16 protein-coding genes and 1 pseudogene are annotated in these 15,182 nt (G+C 69.5%); 8 read left to right on the top strand and 9 right to left on the bottom strand.

All coding sequences use genetic code 11. The features are described 5' to 3' along the window. Positions 1-170 precede the first annotated feature (170 nt). Positions 171-818: an HAD family hydrolase gene (locus tag AC0Z36_RS21160; RefSeq protein WP_485464554.1), complete on the top strand. Its 648-nt coding sequence runs from the start codon at positions 171-173 to the stop codon at positions 816-818. 158 nt (positions 819-976) lie between these two features. Next, positions 977-1,639: a TetR/AcrR family transcriptional regulator gene (locus AC0Z36_RS21155; protein ID WP_485464553.1), complete on the top strand. Its 663-nt coding sequence runs from the start codon at positions 977-979 to the stop codon at positions 1,637-1,639. A gap of 219 nt (positions 1,640-1,858) precedes the next feature. Here the strand turns inward: AC0Z36_RS21155 and AC0Z36_RS21150 are convergent, their stop codons facing one another. The 4 genes from AC0Z36_RS21150 to AC0Z36_RS21135 all read right to left on the bottom strand — a co-directional run bounded on the left by AC0Z36_RS21150 (position 1,859) and on the right by AC0Z36_RS21135 (position 4,412). Further along, positions 1,859-2,296, bottom strand: coding sequence for an ASCH domain-containing protein (locus tag AC0Z36_RS21150; RefSeq protein ID WP_485464552.1), 438 nt, complete (start codon positions 2,294-2,296; stop codon positions 1,859-1,861). A gap of 115 nt (positions 2,297-2,411) precedes the next feature. Continuing rightward, the gene (locus AC0Z36_RS21145; protein WP_485464551.1) at positions 2,412-2,879 is read right to left on the bottom strand and encodes a RidA family protein; all 468 of its coding nucleotides are present in this window, start codon (positions 2,877-2,879) and stop codon (positions 2,412-2,414) included. A gap of 70 nt (positions 2,880-2,949) precedes the next feature. Further along, on the bottom strand, positions 2,950-3,693 hold the full coding sequence (locus tag AC0Z36_RS21140; RefSeq protein WP_485464550.1) for an SDR family NAD(P)-dependent oxidoreductase: 744 nt from the start codon (positions 3,691-3,693) through the stop codon (positions 2,950-2,952). After that, positions 3,690-4,412 carry an SDR family NAD(P)-dependent oxidoreductase gene (locus tag AC0Z36_RS21135; protein WP_485464549.1) on the bottom strand — a complete coding sequence of 241 codons (723 nt, stop codon included), beginning with the start codon at positions 4,410-4,412 and terminating at the stop codon, positions 3,690-3,692. The genes AC0Z36_RS21140 and AC0Z36_RS21135 overlap by 4 nt, the downstream gene beginning before the upstream one ends. Positions 4,413-4,606: 194 nt before the next feature. Between AC0Z36_RS21135 and AC0Z36_RS21130 the strand changes: the two genes are divergently transcribed. The 4 genes from AC0Z36_RS21130 to AC0Z36_RS21115 all read left to right on the top strand — a co-directional run bounded on the left by AC0Z36_RS21130 (position 4,607) and on the right by AC0Z36_RS21115 (position 8,731). Continuing rightward, positions 4,607-4,789, top strand: a complete 183-nt coding sequence (locus AC0Z36_RS21130; RefSeq protein WP_485464548.1) for a hypothetical protein — start codon at positions 4,607-4,609, stop codon at positions 4,787-4,789. Between the two features lie 275 nt (positions 4,790-5,064). Next, a complete protein-coding gene (gene tsaD / locus AC0Z36_RS21125) occupies positions 5,065-6,138 on the top strand; it encodes a tRNA (adenosine(37)-N6)-threonylcarbamoyltransferase complex transferase subunit TsaD (RefSeq protein WP_485464547.1) in 1,074 nt (357 codons plus the stop codon). 364 nt (positions 6,139-6,502) lie between these two features. Next, on the top strand, positions 6,503-8,056 hold the full coding sequence (locus AC0Z36_RS21120; RefSeq protein WP_485464546.1) for an MFS transporter: 1,554 nt from the start codon (positions 6,503-6,505) through the stop codon (positions 8,054-8,056). Between the two features lie 168 nt (positions 8,057-8,224). Then, positions 8,225-8,731 (top strand): GNAT family N-acetyltransferase, encoded by a 507-nt coding sequence (locus AC0Z36_RS21115; RefSeq protein WP_485464545.1) that lies wholly within the window; start codon positions 8,225-8,227, stop codon positions 8,729-8,731. Positions 8,732-8,844: 113 nt separating this feature from the next. On the opposite strand, the gene AC0Z36_RS21110 is transcribed toward AC0Z36_RS21115, so the two are convergent. The 5 genes and pseudogenes from AC0Z36_RS21110 to AC0Z36_RS21090 form a co-directional block, all read right to left on the bottom strand. Continuing rightward, the gene (locus AC0Z36_RS21110) at positions 8,845-9,102 is read right to left on the bottom strand and encodes a S1 RNA-binding domain-containing protein (protein WP_485464544.1); all 258 of its coding nucleotides are present in this window, start codon (positions 9,100-9,102) and stop codon (positions 8,845-8,847) included. 167 nt (positions 9,103-9,269) lie between these two features. Beyond that, positions 9,270-9,923, bottom strand: a pseudogene (locus AC0Z36_RS21105) (DedA family protein); the annotation flags it as partial. A 45-nt stretch (positions 9,924-9,968) separates the two neighbouring features. Further along, a complete protein-coding gene (locus AC0Z36_RS21100) occupies positions 9,969-10,973 on the bottom strand; it encodes a M56 family metallopeptidase (protein WP_485464543.1) in 1,005 nt (334 codons plus the stop codon). Further along, a complete protein-coding gene (locus AC0Z36_RS21095; protein ID WP_485464542.1) occupies positions 10,967-11,371 on the bottom strand; it encodes a BlaI/MecI/CopY family transcriptional regulator in 405 nt (134 codons plus the stop codon). The genes AC0Z36_RS21100 and AC0Z36_RS21095 overlap by 7 nt, the downstream gene beginning before the upstream one ends. Before the next feature lie 100 nt (positions 11,372-11,471). Next, positions 11,472-12,113 carry an ATP-binding protein gene (locus AC0Z36_RS21090; protein ID WP_485464541.1) on the bottom strand — a complete coding sequence of 214 codons (642 nt, stop codon included), beginning with the start codon at positions 12,111-12,113 and terminating at the stop codon, positions 11,472-11,474. A gap of 323 nt (positions 12,114-12,436) precedes the next feature. On the opposite strand from AC0Z36_RS21090, the gene AC0Z36_RS21085 reads away from it, so the two are divergent. Together AC0Z36_RS21085 and AC0Z36_RS21080 are read left to right on the top strand one after the other, a co-directional pair. After that, positions 12,437-14,665: a SpoIIE family protein phosphatase gene (locus tag AC0Z36_RS21085; protein WP_485464540.1), complete on the top strand. Its 2,229-nt coding sequence runs from the start codon at positions 12,437-12,439 to the stop codon at positions 14,663-14,665. Between the two features lie 82 nt (positions 14,666-14,747). Then, the gene (locus tag AC0Z36_RS21080) at positions 14,748-15,179 is read left to right on the top strand and encodes a LysR family transcriptional regulator (RefSeq protein WP_485464539.1); all 432 of its coding nucleotides are present in this window, start codon (positions 14,748-14,750) and stop codon (positions 15,177-15,179) included. The last annotated feature ends 3 nt before the right edge of the window (positions 15,180-15,182 follow it).

Genomic DNA, 15,182 nt, shown 5'->3' with positions numbered 1-15,182 from the left:
CGGGCGGCGTGTCCGCCCAGGGGGCGCCGACGTCACCCGGACCCCGCCGCAAGAAGCCGCGCCACAAGGGCTGACCTGGGGGACCACTGCGAGCAGGCCGTACCGCGCTGTGCTCCCGTACGCCGATCCTTCGATTCCCGGACCGGCGTCTGCTCACCTATCCTGCCGGGATGATCAATTCCGTTGGGCTTGTCATATTCGACTGCGACGGCGTTCTCGTCGACAGCGAGCGCATCGCCGTACGCGTCCATGTCGCCATCGGCGCCGAACTGGGCTGGCCGCTCACGGAGACGGCCGTGCTGGAACGGTTCGTCGGGCGCTCCAGCCTGTCCATCGGCGAACAGATCACCGAACACGTCGGAGCCGACGTCACCGCCGTTTGGCAGCAGAAGTTCGAACAACTCCACCGCGAAGCCGTCGACGCGGGACTTGAACCGGTCGACGGCATCCATGAAGCGCTCGACGCCCTCACGCTCCCTACGTGCGTGGCCTCCAGCGGCAGCCACGAGAAGATGCGCCACACGCTGGGCCGCACGGGGCTCCACCCGTACTTCGCCGGCCGGATCTTCAGCGCCTCCGAGGTCGCCCACGGCAAACCCGCCCCGGACCTGTTCCTCCACGCGGCCAAGCAACTGGGCGTCGACCCGGCCGCGTGCGTGGTGGTCGAGGACAGTCGGTTCGGCGTCCAGGCCGCCCGCGCCGCCGGGATGCGCTCCTTCGGTTACGCGGGCGGGCTGACCCCCGCCGCGTGGCTCGAAGGCCAGGACACTGTCGTGTTCGACGACATGCGCAAGCTGCCCGTACTGATCAGCAGCTGACGCTGTCGGGGATCGTGATAATCACCAGGCAGCGAGCGTGATCGCCTCGGCTTCCCGCTTGTGCTCCCGGAAAAGGCCTGCCCTGTTGATCAAGCAGCAAAAGTGCCACTGAGTGGCATAAACGCACAAGGGGCATTCGCTCCGCTACACTGGCCGCGATGAACACCGAAGCCCCACTCCCCAGCCCGACCGACCGACTGCCGCTGCGCGAGCGCAAGAAGCTGCGTACCCGGCAGGCGTTGATCGACACAGCCCTGGAGCTGTTCACCGCCCGGGGCTTCGACGGCGTGACACTCGACGAACTCTGCGACACGGTCGAGATCTCCAAACGCACGTTCTTCCGGAACTTCGCCAGCAAGGAAGACGTGGCGATGGCACCGATGGAGGACCTGTGGGAGGCGTTCCTCGTCGACCTCGAAACCCGGGATCCAGCAGGTCAGCCGATCCTGGAGATGCTGCAGGACGCCCTGCTCGCCGCCCTCGGGCAGATGACCGCCGAGGGCTGGACGCGCCGCGCCGTCCTCAGCTACCAACTCGCCGCGACCACCCCCTCGATGGCGGCGCACGGCCTGCACTTCTGCGACCGCACCAGCCGCGCCGGGTCGGAGATCCTGCACCGCAGGCTCGACCTCCCCGATCCGTCCGACCTGCGACTGCGCCTCGCGCTCGACATCCTGGTCGCCGCATCCCACTGCGCCCTTGAGCCGTGGACGGCACAGTCGGGAATGCCCACGCGCGACGATCTCGCCGCCCGGCTGAACACCGCCTTCGCAGCGGTTCCCGGGAGTCTCACACTGACGGTGGACCTGCGGGCGGCTTAAAAAGATGTCGTACGGGTGCGCCCGGCCATCAGCGGTGACCGGGCGCACCCGACTCGGCGGCGGGCGGCACCGTGCCGGCGTACGAGGTAGGAGCAACAAGCGGGCGCGCGATTTTGACAGCTGTGGAGCAGACGAGGAAGCGGGCAGCCAGTGGACCCACGGACCCGGATCAGCGACAGGCCCGAGCGGCCCGAACCGCGAAGCCGTTCGTACGGTGAATCAGCCGCGCAGGTCGGCGACAAGTCTGAAGCGTGCCAAGACCACCGGAGTCGTGTCGTCCACCGTGAACGCGGGATCACCGAGTGCCTCGCGCACCTCCACACCGTGCCAGAACTCCTCGTGCCCGGCCCGCCACGCCGCCACGGTGGAGTACCCCTCTCCTTCGTCCATCGCGTGGGCGAGACCGACCTCCGCCAGCGGGACCACCCGTACGCCGGTCGTTTCGATGACCGCCACCGCCCGGTCGTCGGAGTCGACCACCACTGAACGCCCACCGGGTTCCGGCAGGGCTTCATCCTCCAGTTCGTAGTCGACGACCAGCCCGGTTGTGCTCGTCTTCGTTCCGTCGAGGATCGCGGCGACCAACTGGTCGCGGAGCGGGCCGGGGAAGGCGAACTCGGCTTTGGGCAGCGATTCGGGGGAGAGGCCGTCGGTCATGCGGTCGACTCTAGGTCTCTTGTCCGGTGCGCTGCGAACGATTAGTGGGACTCCCGTCCCGCGCGCCGCGAGCGACTCATGGACCTCCGCCGATGAGTGGACCTCCGTCAGCCCACTAAGAAGGCGGCCGGTTCTGCGCAATGCCCGACCCGCCGAGCAACGCCGACTCGGGCGCCTGCAAATCCCCGTTGGTCCGGTGTTTGGTGATCGCTGTACTGATCGCATCGCGCAGCGCCGTCTCGCCCGGAGGCACAGCCGCCGCGAGGGTGTAGGTGCCGGCGACGGGCCCCGCCAACTGGATGTCCTGCTGGAACCTGGCGGCGAAGCCGTGCAGCCTCCGGGTAGGCACCTTGTCACCCCGGATCCCGGCTATGCCGGGGACGAGGGTTTTCAGCTTGTTGGGATTGTGGTCGGCGATGTGGGCACCAAGCCGCACGGTGTGGCTGAAGTCCAGGCCCGCCGCCGCCAGCGCGGTGCCCAGATCGGTGAACGGCTGCCCGACCTGTTCGGCGGAATCCGGTGACCCAACCGCCCCGGTGGCGTCTGACGCGTCCCGACTCGGAGCACTGGGCCGTCTCCCCAATCCCAGTGGGCGTATTCCGGGCGCGTGAATCACAGAATCTCCATGCTCAACGCGAGATGGTCCGATGCGGCTACAGCGCCGTCAGCCGGCCGCCGTTGACCACCAGCGTCTGCCCTGTGACGTATCGGGACGCCGCTGAACACAGGAACACCGCCGCTGGACCGATGTCCGCTTCCGGATCCCCGACCCGGCGCATCGGGATCGAGCGGGCGATCCGCGGTTCCAACGCTGGATCCGCTGCGAACGCGGCAGCCAGTGCCGGCGTCACCGCCAGTGGCGCGAGCCCGTTGATACGAATGCCGTCGGGGCCCCACTCGCGGGCCAGTGCTTTGACAAAACCACGCTGCCCGCCTTTGACGCCTGCGTAGAACGACAAGTTCGCGCTGCCGTTCACCCCGGCTGGCGACGTCAACAGGAGCATCGCCCCGGACGTCGGACGCAACTGCGGATACGCCGCGCGGGCCAGCAGAAACGCACCCGTGAGCGCCACATCGGCATGCTCCCGCCACAACTCCGGTGCGGCGTGCTCCAGATCCACAGGTTCACTCGACCGGCGTGACGTCGCGTTGTGCACAACAGCGTCGAGTCGGCCGAAGCGGTCGGCAACAGATGAAATCGCCGTACGGACGGACTCGTCCGACGTGACATCACATGCGGTTGCCCACGCGCCGGCGAGCCCGGACGCCACCTCCTCAGCAGCCTCAAGCCGCCGCGCGGTGACTACCACCGTCGACCCGGCCGCCGCCAGTGCCGCCGCGATACCCCGGCCCAGCCCCGCCGCCGCACCGGTCACCAACACGACATGCCGGCTCACGGCGTCATCAGGGCTCCTCCGTCGACGATCAGTGTCGTGCCGGTCAGTCGCGCGGCTTCGGGTGCCAGCAACAGCGTCACCGCGTCGGCGACATCCGCAGTAGTGGGGACGAACAGCGACTCGCCCCGGTCCACGTCAGTGCCGCGGAGATGCTCCGCTCCGTACGCGAACACATCAGGCGCGACGATATTCACGGTGATCCCCTCGGCCGCCCAGCGCCGTGCGGCCGATTTGGCCAGCGCGCGGAGTGCTTCGGCTGCGGTCGCCAGCGGGACCAGACCGGCGGCACCGTCCAGGGCGACTGACGGCAGCACGAAGACGAACCGCCCGGGGCGGCGCAACAGCCCGAACGCCGCCTGGAGCACCGCCAGTCCCTGTTCGACGGGTTCCTCGGCCAGTCGCGTCCACTCGGCGGCCGGCAGCGAAGCCAGCGCACGGGGCGTGAACGCGTCAGCCGGCAGAAGCGTGTAGACGAAGGCGTCGACGGAGTCATGGAGGGCGCGAAGGGATCCGCCGTCGTCCAGCTCCGCGACGCACGCGGTGCCGCCCGCCCCGATGATCCTGTCGGCGAGCAGTCTGGCCCCGGGCCTGCGGGCACGGGGCTGGATGCCGTCGTACGGGTCGACAAGTACGAGGTCGTATCCAGCACGTACCAGTCGGAGGGCGACGGCTTCGCCCATCTGCGCTGCGCCGACGACAACTGCTGTGGGTGCGGTCATGGTCACCTCCGGATCCGGCGGGTGCATGGAACCACAGGGCGGGCGAATTGACTATGGCCGGTCGGCCGCGCCCCGGCCTCGGACGCTGCTGGAGACGTCGCTGACCGTGAGTGACAACATCGAGTTTGATGTCGGCGGCGTCAAGCTGTCCGCCGAAGTGACTTCTCCCGTCTACGCGCGACGTGGATCTCGGGTTGAACGAAGACATCCTGGGGCCGGGCAAGCCGCGGTTGTACGCGGACGCCGGGATCCGGGTCTATGTGGTGGTGGACCGCAAGGAATGCTGCGTCATCGTCTATTCCGAACCTGGCGGTGGCAGGCACCACGACATCCATCGGTCTGATGTCGGTCGTAAGACGCGCTTCCGAAACCACTGAGCGTGCCTGTGGAATCCGAATACATGAAGGATTTTCTCTGAACTTCGGCGGCCTCCGCATTTCGGCGGCCTCCACTGATCCGAGCGTCCGAAGATTGTGCCCGTCGTCAGCAGTCCGGCCGGGATACGATGCCCGCCGCCGCGGGAAGCGGTCCGCCGCGCAGGCGACTGGTTGAGGTCAAGGACGCCAGGAGCCGACCGACAGGAGCAGGCGCAGCGAGCCGCCCCCCTTGTTGCATACTTCTTGCAATAACGAATTGAGTTGCAAGGAGCGACATGGCGACCGCACCGGTAGTCCTGGGTATCGAGTCGTCCTGCGACGAGACCGGAGCCGGACTCGTCCAGAACGGCAGACTCCTCGGACACGCGCTGGCGACCAGCATGGACGAGCACGCCCGCTTCGGCGGCGTCGTACCGGAGATCGCCGCCCGCGCACACCTGCATTCGGTCACCCCGGTGGTCAACGCCGCACTCGCCGACGCGGGGCTGACGATGCGGGACATCGACGCCATCGCGGTCACCACCGGGCCCGGACTGTCCGGCGCACTCCAGGTGGGAGTCGCCGCGGCCAAGGGCTACGCCGCCGCACTCGGTGTACCGCTGTACGGAGTGCACCACCTCGCCGGGCACGTCGCCGCCGACACACTCGAACACGGCCCGCTGCCCGACCCCAGCGTGGTCCTGATCGTCTCCGGCGGACACACCTCACTCCTCCTGGTCCGCGACCTGGCCCGGGACCCGATCGTGCACCTCGGGGACACCATCGACGACGCTGCGGGCGAATGCTTCGACAAGGTCGCCCGGGTGTTCGGGCTGCCCTACCCGGGCGGGCCGGCCATCGACCAGGCCGCCAGGGGCGGCGACCCGCGGGCCGTGGTGTTCCCCCGCGCCCTGCCCGGCACGGGCGACAACCGCTACGCCTTCTCGTTCTCCGGACTCAAGTCGGCCGCCGCCCGCTGGGCCGAGCGGAGCCGTGCCACCGGCGGACCCCTGCCCGTCGCCGACGGGGCCGCCTCCCTCCAGGAGGCGATCGCGGACGTCCTCACCCGCAAGGCCGTCGCGGCGTGCAAGGAGTACGGCGTGCGCAGCCTCGTCATCGTGGGCGGCGTCGCGGCGAACTCCCGAGTCCGGGAGCTGGCCGGACAGCGCTGCGCCAAGGCCGGGATCACGCTGCGGGTGCCGTCGTTGCGGCTGTGCACCGACAACGGGGCGATGATCGCCGCCGTCGGTGACCTGCTGGTCCGCGCCGGTCTGCCGCCCGCGCCCGCGGAACTGTCCATCGACTCGTCGGCGGCGCTGGAGTTCGCGCTGCTGCACCCGGTGCTGGCCAAAGCGGTCGCGGCAGCGTAGGAAGCACACGCGCAGGCAACACGGGTGGCAACACAGACCCGGGCAACACGACAGAAGGTCCGGGCAACGTCGACCAGGCGCTTCGGCCGCTATCGGGAGACGTTGTGACGAGCGGGCCCGGACTTCGGTCCGGGCCCTTCCCGGCAGGCGGAACACCACCCCCAGGCTGCACCGGCGTGACTCCGGAGCGATCCCGCCAATGAACCTGACACGCTTCAGATGAGACATTCATGTCTCATTTGAGACGAAAAACATGCATGCTGCTGGGCAGTGCCGGATTCCGGGCACGCCTACTCGGCGCGTATCACCTCAAAGCAACACAATCATTGACAAGTGACTGCGGACAGCCACGAACGGACCCCTCATGTCAGCCCCCGCCCGGCAGACCGCCGAGCACCCCGCCGCGAAACTCGACCCCCGCCGCTGGATCGTCCTGGCGATCCTCTCCGGCAGCCTCCTGCTGATCGCGATGGACACCACGATCCTGAACGTCGCGTTCCCGTCGCTGGTCTCCGACCTGCAGCCGGGCTCGGTCGAACAGCTGTGGATCATCGACGTGTACGCCCTTGTGCTGTCCGGCCTCCTGGTCACCGCCGGTGCGCTCGGCGACCGACTGGGACGCAAACGCCTGCTCCTCAGCGGCTTTGCCGTCTTCGCCCTGGCGTCGCTCCTCGCGGTCATCTCCACCGAGGCCTGGCACGTCATCGCGGCCCGCGCACTCCTGGGCGTCGGCGGCGCGGCGATCATGCCGTCCACCCTGTCGATCCTGCGCGACGTCTTCACCGACGCGCGCGAACGGGCACTCGCCTACGCGGTCTGGGCCGCGGTCTTCGGCGGCGGCATGGCACTGGGCCCGGTCATCGGCGGGCTCCTCGTCGAGGACTACGGCTGGCAGTCCGCGTTCCTGCTGAACATCCCGGTCGCGGTGATCGTCATCGGCCTCGGCCTGTGGTTCCTGCCCGAGTCGCACTCGCCGCGCAGCGGACGCTGGGACTGGTGGGGCGTCGGCCAGTCGATCGTCGGCATGCTCGCCCTCGCGGGCGGCATCAAGCAACTGGGCAAGAGCGGCGTCACCGATCCGCTCCCGTGGGCACTCCTCGTCCTGGCCGCCGTACTGCTGACGATTTTCGTCCGGCGTCAGCTGCGACTGGAAAGCCCACTGCTCCAGGTCCGGCTGTTCGCCAACCGGTCCTTCAGCATCGCGGCCCTGGCCATCTTCCTCGGCATGGTCGGCATGGGCGCGGTCATGTTCCTGGTGACCCAGTGGTTCCAGTACGGGCAGGGATACTCCCCGCTGCAAGCCGGCATCCGGCTGCTCCCGGCGCCGATCGCCCTGGTCGTCACTTCGATGCTCACTCCGAGCCTGATGCACCGGTTCCCCATCCGGCACGTCCTCGGCACCGGACTCGTGGTGATGTCCATCGGGCTCGCGTTGCCGTGGATCATCCAGCGGTTCACGGAGATCGGCTACCCCGCCGTCGCGGTCTCACTGGGCGTCCTCGGATTCGGTATCGGCATCGCGACCACAGTTGCGTCCGTGACGCTTATGGCCGCGAGCCCGAACGCTGACGTCGGCGGTGCGGCGGCGATCGAGGAGACCTGCTACGAGCTCGGCGCAGCACTCGGCGTCGCCACACTGGGCAGCCTGGCGACGGCGCTGTACCGGTCCAACCTGCCGACTCTCGACCTGGACAAGGCGACTTCGGACTCAGTACGGGACTCTGTCGGCGAAGCTGCGCATATCGCCGACAAGATCGGCGGCAGTGCCGGTGACTCGCTTCTGGGTGTGGTCTCGCACGCTTACACGATGGCGATCACCCCGGCGTTCCTCGCCGGTGCGGTCCTGACGATCGCCGCCGCCGCAGTGACGTGGGTGTGGATCCCGCGGGACCTGCGGCCGACGGAGAATGCGCACTGACGTTCTTCCGAACCCTTGTTGATCATGTGGATCCCGTGCCTTCCGTATCCGGTTCGGCCGGTTCGTGGCGCGGCGAGTGCACCTGACCACACGTCACCAGCAGTCGCCGGCGCATGCCGACGGACGGTTCGCCCAGCCGATGTCAGTAGGGCCGGGTTGACTGGACGGATGACATCGACACCGAAGATCAACCTGGTTACGTGGGCGGAAGACGACCTCTGCCTCCTGCGCCGGACAAACGCTCCGGAGATGACAGACCACCTGGGCGGCCCGGAGACCGAGGAGAAGCTCCTCGAACGTCACGAGCGCTACCTCCGGGTCGGCCGCCTGGGCACCGGCACGATGTACAAGATCCTCGTCGACGGCGAGGCGGTCGGCAACGTCGGCTGCTGGGACAGCGTCTGGCCGGGTGACGAACCGTCGTACGAAATGGGTTGGGGTGTCCTGCCGGAGTTCCAGGGCCGGGGTCTCGCGGCGGCGGCGGCGCGAGCGGCTGTCGAACTCACCCGCGGCCAGGCCAAGTTCCGCTACATCCACGCGTTCCCCGCAGTGGATCACCCCGCGTCGAACGGCGTCTGCCGGAAGGCCGGGTTCACGCTGGTGGGGGAATTCGACGTCGAGTACCCGAAGGAGACCTGGATGCGGGCGAACGACTGGCGGATAGACCTGAGTTGATCATGGGGATCTTGTAGATTCCCGGTCGGCTGTGCCGGATTGGTCCCGCGCAATCCTCATGATCAACAAGGGTGGCCCTGCGGCGCGGAGGCAGTCGGCTTCCAGCTGTGGGGCTACGAAGCATCCGCCTGCTTCAGCGACAAACGAATACGCCGCCGCACCCGGTCGACTCCGAGGAGCTTGACGAACACCTGGTCGCCGACCAGCACGACCTCTTCGGGGGCCTGGACCTTGTACGCGGCCAGTTCGGAAATGTGGACGAAGCCGGCAAGCTCACCCTCGACACTTACGAATGCCCCAAATGGGAGGAGCTTGGTGACTGTTCCCCGGACGGTCCCGCCGACCGGGTGATCGTCGGCGTACTTCTGCATCGGGTCCTTCTGCAACGCCTTCAATGAGAGCTGGGCCTGCCAGATGTCTGTGCGGAGGTCCAGGACCTCTGCGGTGATCCGCTGTCCGACGGTGGCGATCTCCGAAGGGGAATCGATGTGCGTCCAGGACAGTTCGGCGCAGTTGATGAACCCGGCATCGCCGGCGCCCCGCTAGCGTCGCCGCGCCGCGAGCGCAGCACCTCAAGCACCAGCGGGATCAGCGAGACGATCACAACCAACGCGACGATCGGCAGCAGGTACTGGTCGACGTTGGGCACCGAAGAACCCAGCGCGTACCCGGCCAGCACCAGCCCCGCGGCCCAGACGAGTCCGCCGACGACCTGCCAGAGGGTGAACACCCGGGCGGGGATGTTGAGCGCACCCGCGAGCGGGTTGAGCACCGTACGGATGACTGGAATGAACCGGGCGAGGATGATCGCCTTGGCGTGGCCGTAGCGACCGAGCAACTCCTCGGCGCGCGCCGCGCCTTCGCGGAGTTTGTGCGCGCGGCTCCGGACGAGCAGGGCGCGACCGCCCCGGCGGCCGATCCAGTAGCCGCACTGTGCTCCGGTCAGGGCGCCGGCCACCGCGGCGGCGAGCACCTGCGGCAGGGAGAGGTGCGCCGTGCCGTGTACGCCGGGTGCGCACAGGAGCCCCGCCGTGAACAGCAGCGAGTCGCCGGGCAGGAAGAAGCCGACGAGGAGCCCGGTCTCGGCGAACAGGACGACGGCGATCCCGAGTGCGCCGTAGGCGGACAGCAGCGACCCCGCGTCGAGGACGTTGACGGCCTGCTGGGTCGCCGCGAATGCGAGTACGGCCATGGTGGGGTGGCTCCCGCCCTCAGTGTCTACAGTACGGTAGACAGTCTACAGATCTGTAGACGCGTGAGTCGCGGCGGATGGTTGCGGGGCTGTGGACCCGCGGGCGGCTGTGGCGAGCGGCCGGAGCGCCCCAGCGGCAGCCGCGTGCCCGACCTCGATGTCCTCGTGCAGGTCAGTGGCTGTTTCGGCGGCAGTCGCAGCCGAGGCGGTGAGGCACAGCGCCAGCGCCCAGGCCGCGATCCTGGGCGGGCGGACCGGCGCGTACGGGGCCAGGAGCGCGGCGACCCGACGCGGCACGGGGCCGGTGGTGGCCGCCAGCAACAGCCCCGGACGCGGTGCGGCGGCCTTGGCGGCCAAGGCGGCCCTGCCGATCGCGCGGCCCGTCAACCGGCGGTCTCCGACCCGTACAGCTGCGTCTTCGTCGGCCCACCGCTCCAAGTGGTAGGACAGCGCGGCACGCAGCGGGCGAAGGGCGGGGTGCAGGCAGGCCAGCAGGTCGGTCAGGACGATCCACCGGTGGTGGTGCCCTGCGAGGTGGGCCCGCTCGTGGGCGAGCAGGACTTCGCGTTCGGGCGCGCTGAGGGCGCGGAGCATGGCGGTGGTGACGACGATGCGCCCGGGGGCGCCGGGGAGCGCGTACGCGTACGGATTCTCCGCATCAGGGACCACAGTGAGGTCTCCCACCGTCTGACAGTCCGCCAGAAGGCTTCGTGTGTGCGCGAGTTCGGCCCGGTGCTGGAGGCCTGTACGGATTGCGGCAAGCAGCCCCGCGCACAGGAGCACGGCGGCGACCGCCGCTATCGGCGCGGCGTAGGGGGCGTACCAGCGGCCCGGGCCCGGTGCCGGGTCCACGAGCGCCGAGACGAGTGGGAGCTGCAGGAGGCCGGTGGCGGTCACCAGGCACAGCGCCCCCACACTGCACGCGGCCAGGACCACCGCAGTGCCGGTGAGCAGCCAGACGGCGCGGCGCGGGGCGAGACCGTCGGCCAGCCGGCGCACCAGCGGCACCGCGGCCACGGGCAGCAGAAGCGGCACGACGGCGCTCAGCACGATGCGTACGGGTTTGTGACTTCGCCGGCTTCCGGTCCGGCGAGGAGCGTACGGAGGAGTTGTTCGTCGTCGGCGTCCAGAGTCGACACGAAGCGCGCGAGCACCCTGCTGCGGTCGCTTTCGCGGTCCAGCGCGTTGTGCAGGCGGCGGGCGCCGAGCGCGGCGTCGTCCTGGACGGCGGGGGTGTACGCGTAGCCGCGGCCCGCGCGGGTGCGGGTGACGAGTTCCTTCTCGTACAGGCGGGCCAGGATCGTGGCGATGGTGGTGCGCGCGAGGTCCCCGCTGAGTTCGGCCTGCACCTGGCCGGGGGTCAGGGGGCCGTCCGCCGCCCACAGGGCGGTCATGACGCCGGCCTCCAGCTCCCCGGAGGGCCGGCGGGGCGCGGAGGGGTCCGTCATCGAGTCACCTGTTCCCACTATGTCTACAGATTTGTCGACAGTCTACTGCGGGCCCGCGCCGACGCACCCGCCCGGCCCGGTGGGAAACCCGGAACAGGCCCTAGAACGGGATGCTGACCCGGACCCGCTTCCCGCCCGCCTGCCGCTTGATCTCGAACTCCCGGCACAACTTCAGCACTATCTCCAGCCCGTGCTGCCCCACCCGGTCACTGTCAGGTGCGTGCAGGACGGGCATCGAGGCCTCGGTGTCCCACACGGTGACCCGGATGTCATTACCGATGACCTCCAAGGCAAGAAGACAGGGACCCGCCGCGTACGTGACTGCATTTGTGATCAGTTCACTGACGACCAGCCGCACGACGTCGGCTGACCGGGGCGGAACGGAAACGCCGTGGTCCCGGGTTCGGGCGAGGAAGTCGGCGGCGAAGGCGCGGGCCTTGGCCGCTGTGCCGGGGCTGCCGTCGAAGACGACGCTGGCCTGGAGCGGAGCGGGTGCCAGGCGGTGTTCCGAACCGGCTGCCGCAGCGCGTTCCCAGCCGGCTGCCGGAGCGGGTGCCGCAGCGCCTTCCGAGTCGCGTGCCGAACCGGAAGCAGGTGGGGCCGGATGCGCCGGACCAAGCGCCGGACCAAGCGCCGGACCAAGCGCCGGACCAAGCGCCGGACCAAGCGCCGGACCAAGCGCCGGACCAAGCGCCGGACCAAGCGCCGAAGTGTCCGCCAGCGGGTGCGTTGACCTCTTCACCTGTGACTCCACCATGCCTTGGAACACCGAACACCCGCACTTCTGCGCCGGTCGCGCGCTTTCTGCTCCAGGCCCCCTTGCTGGGACCGGAAGATTTTTCTCACGGCTACCCCGGTCGCACCGGTTCATTCCGGACTTTTTCCATCCCGGGTCATTCCCCGCACGGCCCGCACGGCCCCGCACCGGCTCGGGGCCACCTGGACCCGGCCGCCGCCTGATCCGTACTGCAACCCGCGGGCCACCCTGAACCCCGGCCGCATATGACACGGTAAAGGTGACCCACGACGATCCCAGCAGCTCGCGGCAACTAAGGACCCTTGCACATGGCAGTACAGCGCGAACCGGTGCCCGCACCCGACCAGACGGCCCAAAGCCGGTGGCGCGGGGACGACATCGAAGCGCTGTTCGTCCGCTCCTCGGCGCTCTTCGCGTCGCTCAGCGGTCCTTCACATGTGCTCGACACAGCCAACCCGGTGTTCTTCCAGGCGATCGGCGGCGGTCGTGACCGGAGCGGACTCCCGCTGGCCGAACTGATGCCCGAGCTCGCCCAGCAGGGAATCCTGGACCTCCTGGACTCGGTCTACACCACGGGTGTCCCGTACGTCGCCGTAGACGCCCGCATCATGCTGGGCGCCCCCGGTGAACTACGTGAAGGCTTCTTCGACTTCACCTACGAAGCCCGTCGCGACAAGCAGGGGCGGATCGTCGGCGTCACGGTCCTCGGCGTGGAAAGCACGTGGGTCAAGCACGCTCAGCTGCTGGCCAACGAGCACTCCGCCCTCCTCGAACAGATCGCCCGCGACGCCCCCGTGGACCAGGTCCTGAACGGGATGGCCCGGATCATCGAGGAACTCTCCCCGGAAGTGACCGTCTCGATCCTGCTCGCCGACCCGGACGGCCGCCGCCTGCGGCACGGGGCCGCGCCGAGCCTGCCCGACTTCTACATCAAGGCCATCGACGGCCTTCCCGCCGTCGAAGGCTCCGGGTCGTGCGGCACGGCCGCCCACCGCCGTACGCCGGTCATCGCGGCCAACATCGCCACCGACCCCCACTGGGACGACTTCCGGCACCTGGCCGAGCAGGCCGGGCTCGCCGCGTGCTGGTCGACTCCGATCCTCACCCCCGACGGGGCGCTGCTCGGCACCTTCGCCCTGTACCACCGCACGCCCCGGGTCCCGCAGGAATCAGAAATGGCGATGTGCGCGGTCTTCGCGCGTACGGCCGCGCTCGCGATAGAGCGCGACCACATCCAGACCGCCAGGACGGCGGCGGAGGCCAAGGAGAAAGCGGCCCGTCAGGACCTCGCGTTCATCCTGGAGGCCAGCACCGCGATCGCCGGCGACCTCCACTACCCGGACAGCCTGGAGCGCGTCGCCCGCCTGGCGGTCCCGACCCTCGCCCCGCTGTGCGCCGTCGACCTGCTTGAATCCGGTCGGGTCCGCCGCATCGCCACCGCCGCCGCGACCCGCGCCGAGGAGGAACTGCTGGCCGCACACATACCCGTGTACGCGGCGGACGACGACGTGGTCGCCCGCGTCCTGGCGTCGGGGGCGACGGAAGTGGCCCGGCGCACGCCCACCGGCCCGGGGCCGTGGCGGAAACTCGGCGTCACCGGCTACCTGTGCATCCCGCTGATCGACCGCGGGCGCACCTTCGGTGCCGTCACCCTGCTGTCCACCGCCGAACGTGCCTTCGACGGCCACTCGGTCGTCCTCGCCGAGGAGCTCGCCCGCCGGGCTGTGGCCAGCGCGCACAACGCCCGCCAGTACTCCCAGCGCGCCCAGCTCTCCCACGAACTACAGGCCGGACTACTGCCCGCCGAACTCCCCACCGTGCCCGGCGCTTCCCTGGCCACCTTCTACCAGGCCTTCGGCGAAGGCCTGGAGGTCGGCGGCGACTTCTACGACGTCTTCCCGCTGTCCGACGACCGGTGGGCGTTCATGATCGGCGACGTGTGCGGACGCGGCGCACTCGCCGCGCACACCACCGGCCTGGTCCGGCACACCGTGCGCGCCGTCGCCCGCCTCCTCGACGATCCGGCCGCCGTCGTCGAAGCAGTCAACGCCGCCCTCCTGGAGCGGTCCCACCACCAGGGCGGCGGCTTCGTCACTCTGGTGTACGGGCAACTCCGGCACACCGGAAGCCACTTGACGATCGACCTCGTCCGGGCCGGCCACGTTCCGCCGCTGCACCTGCGCGCCGACCACACCGTCGACGAGATCGCCACCCCCGGGATGTTCCTGGGCGTCGTCCCGGATCCCGTGCTGCAGATCGAGCAGTTGGTCCTGACCTCCGGCGAGAGCCTTGTCATGGTCACCGACGGCATTACCGAAGCCCGCGCCGGCACCGACGGGTTCTTCGGCGAAGTCCGCCTCGCCCGGGCGCTGACCGACGCGTCCCCGCACCCGGTCACCGCCGAGGCCGTGCTGGCCGCGGTCACCGCCGCGGTTGACGCCTTCGCCCCGGGCGACTCGTCCGACGACCGCGCGGCGTTGGTCATCACCGCGACGGGCGCGGCGATCCGCGGTGGGCGGACAGTGCCGCACCCTTGACCGACTGCTCGGCGGGCGCACACTGCGGACGCGGATGTGACGCGCCGGTCACCGGCAGGAGTCGAAGTCGTACGATCCGCTCATGGAATTACGTCAGTTGCGTTACTTCTGCGCGGTCGCCGAGGAATGCCATCTGACCCGGGCGGCCGGGCGGCTCGGCATCCGGGCCACTTCGCTGAGCCAGCAGATCACCGGCTTGGAGCGGGAGTTGGGCACCGTGCTGTTCACCCGTACGGCCGCCGGCATGATCCCCACCGAGGCGGGGCGTGCGCTGTTGCCGCAGGCCAGACTGGTCCTTGACGGGGAAACCCGGGCACGTGACGCAGTGCGCGGCGTCGCCGACCGGCCGCTGCGGATCGGCGTGACGCCGGGCTGCCCACCGTGGCTGGTGGCGAAGTTGTGGGCGGCTGAGGACCTGCACAGGTGTTGTCACGTTGTCGGGGGTTCGGGCTGGGGGTGGTGTGTCGGGGGTGTGGTGGGGCCGGGTGGTGGTGGGTCAGGCTGCGGCGGGTAGGGC

This window comes from Kitasatospora sp. UYEF31, from assembly GCF_057291755.1.
Note: the sequence above shows the minus strand (reverse complement) of the source record. Positions and strands in the feature narration are given on the sequence as shown.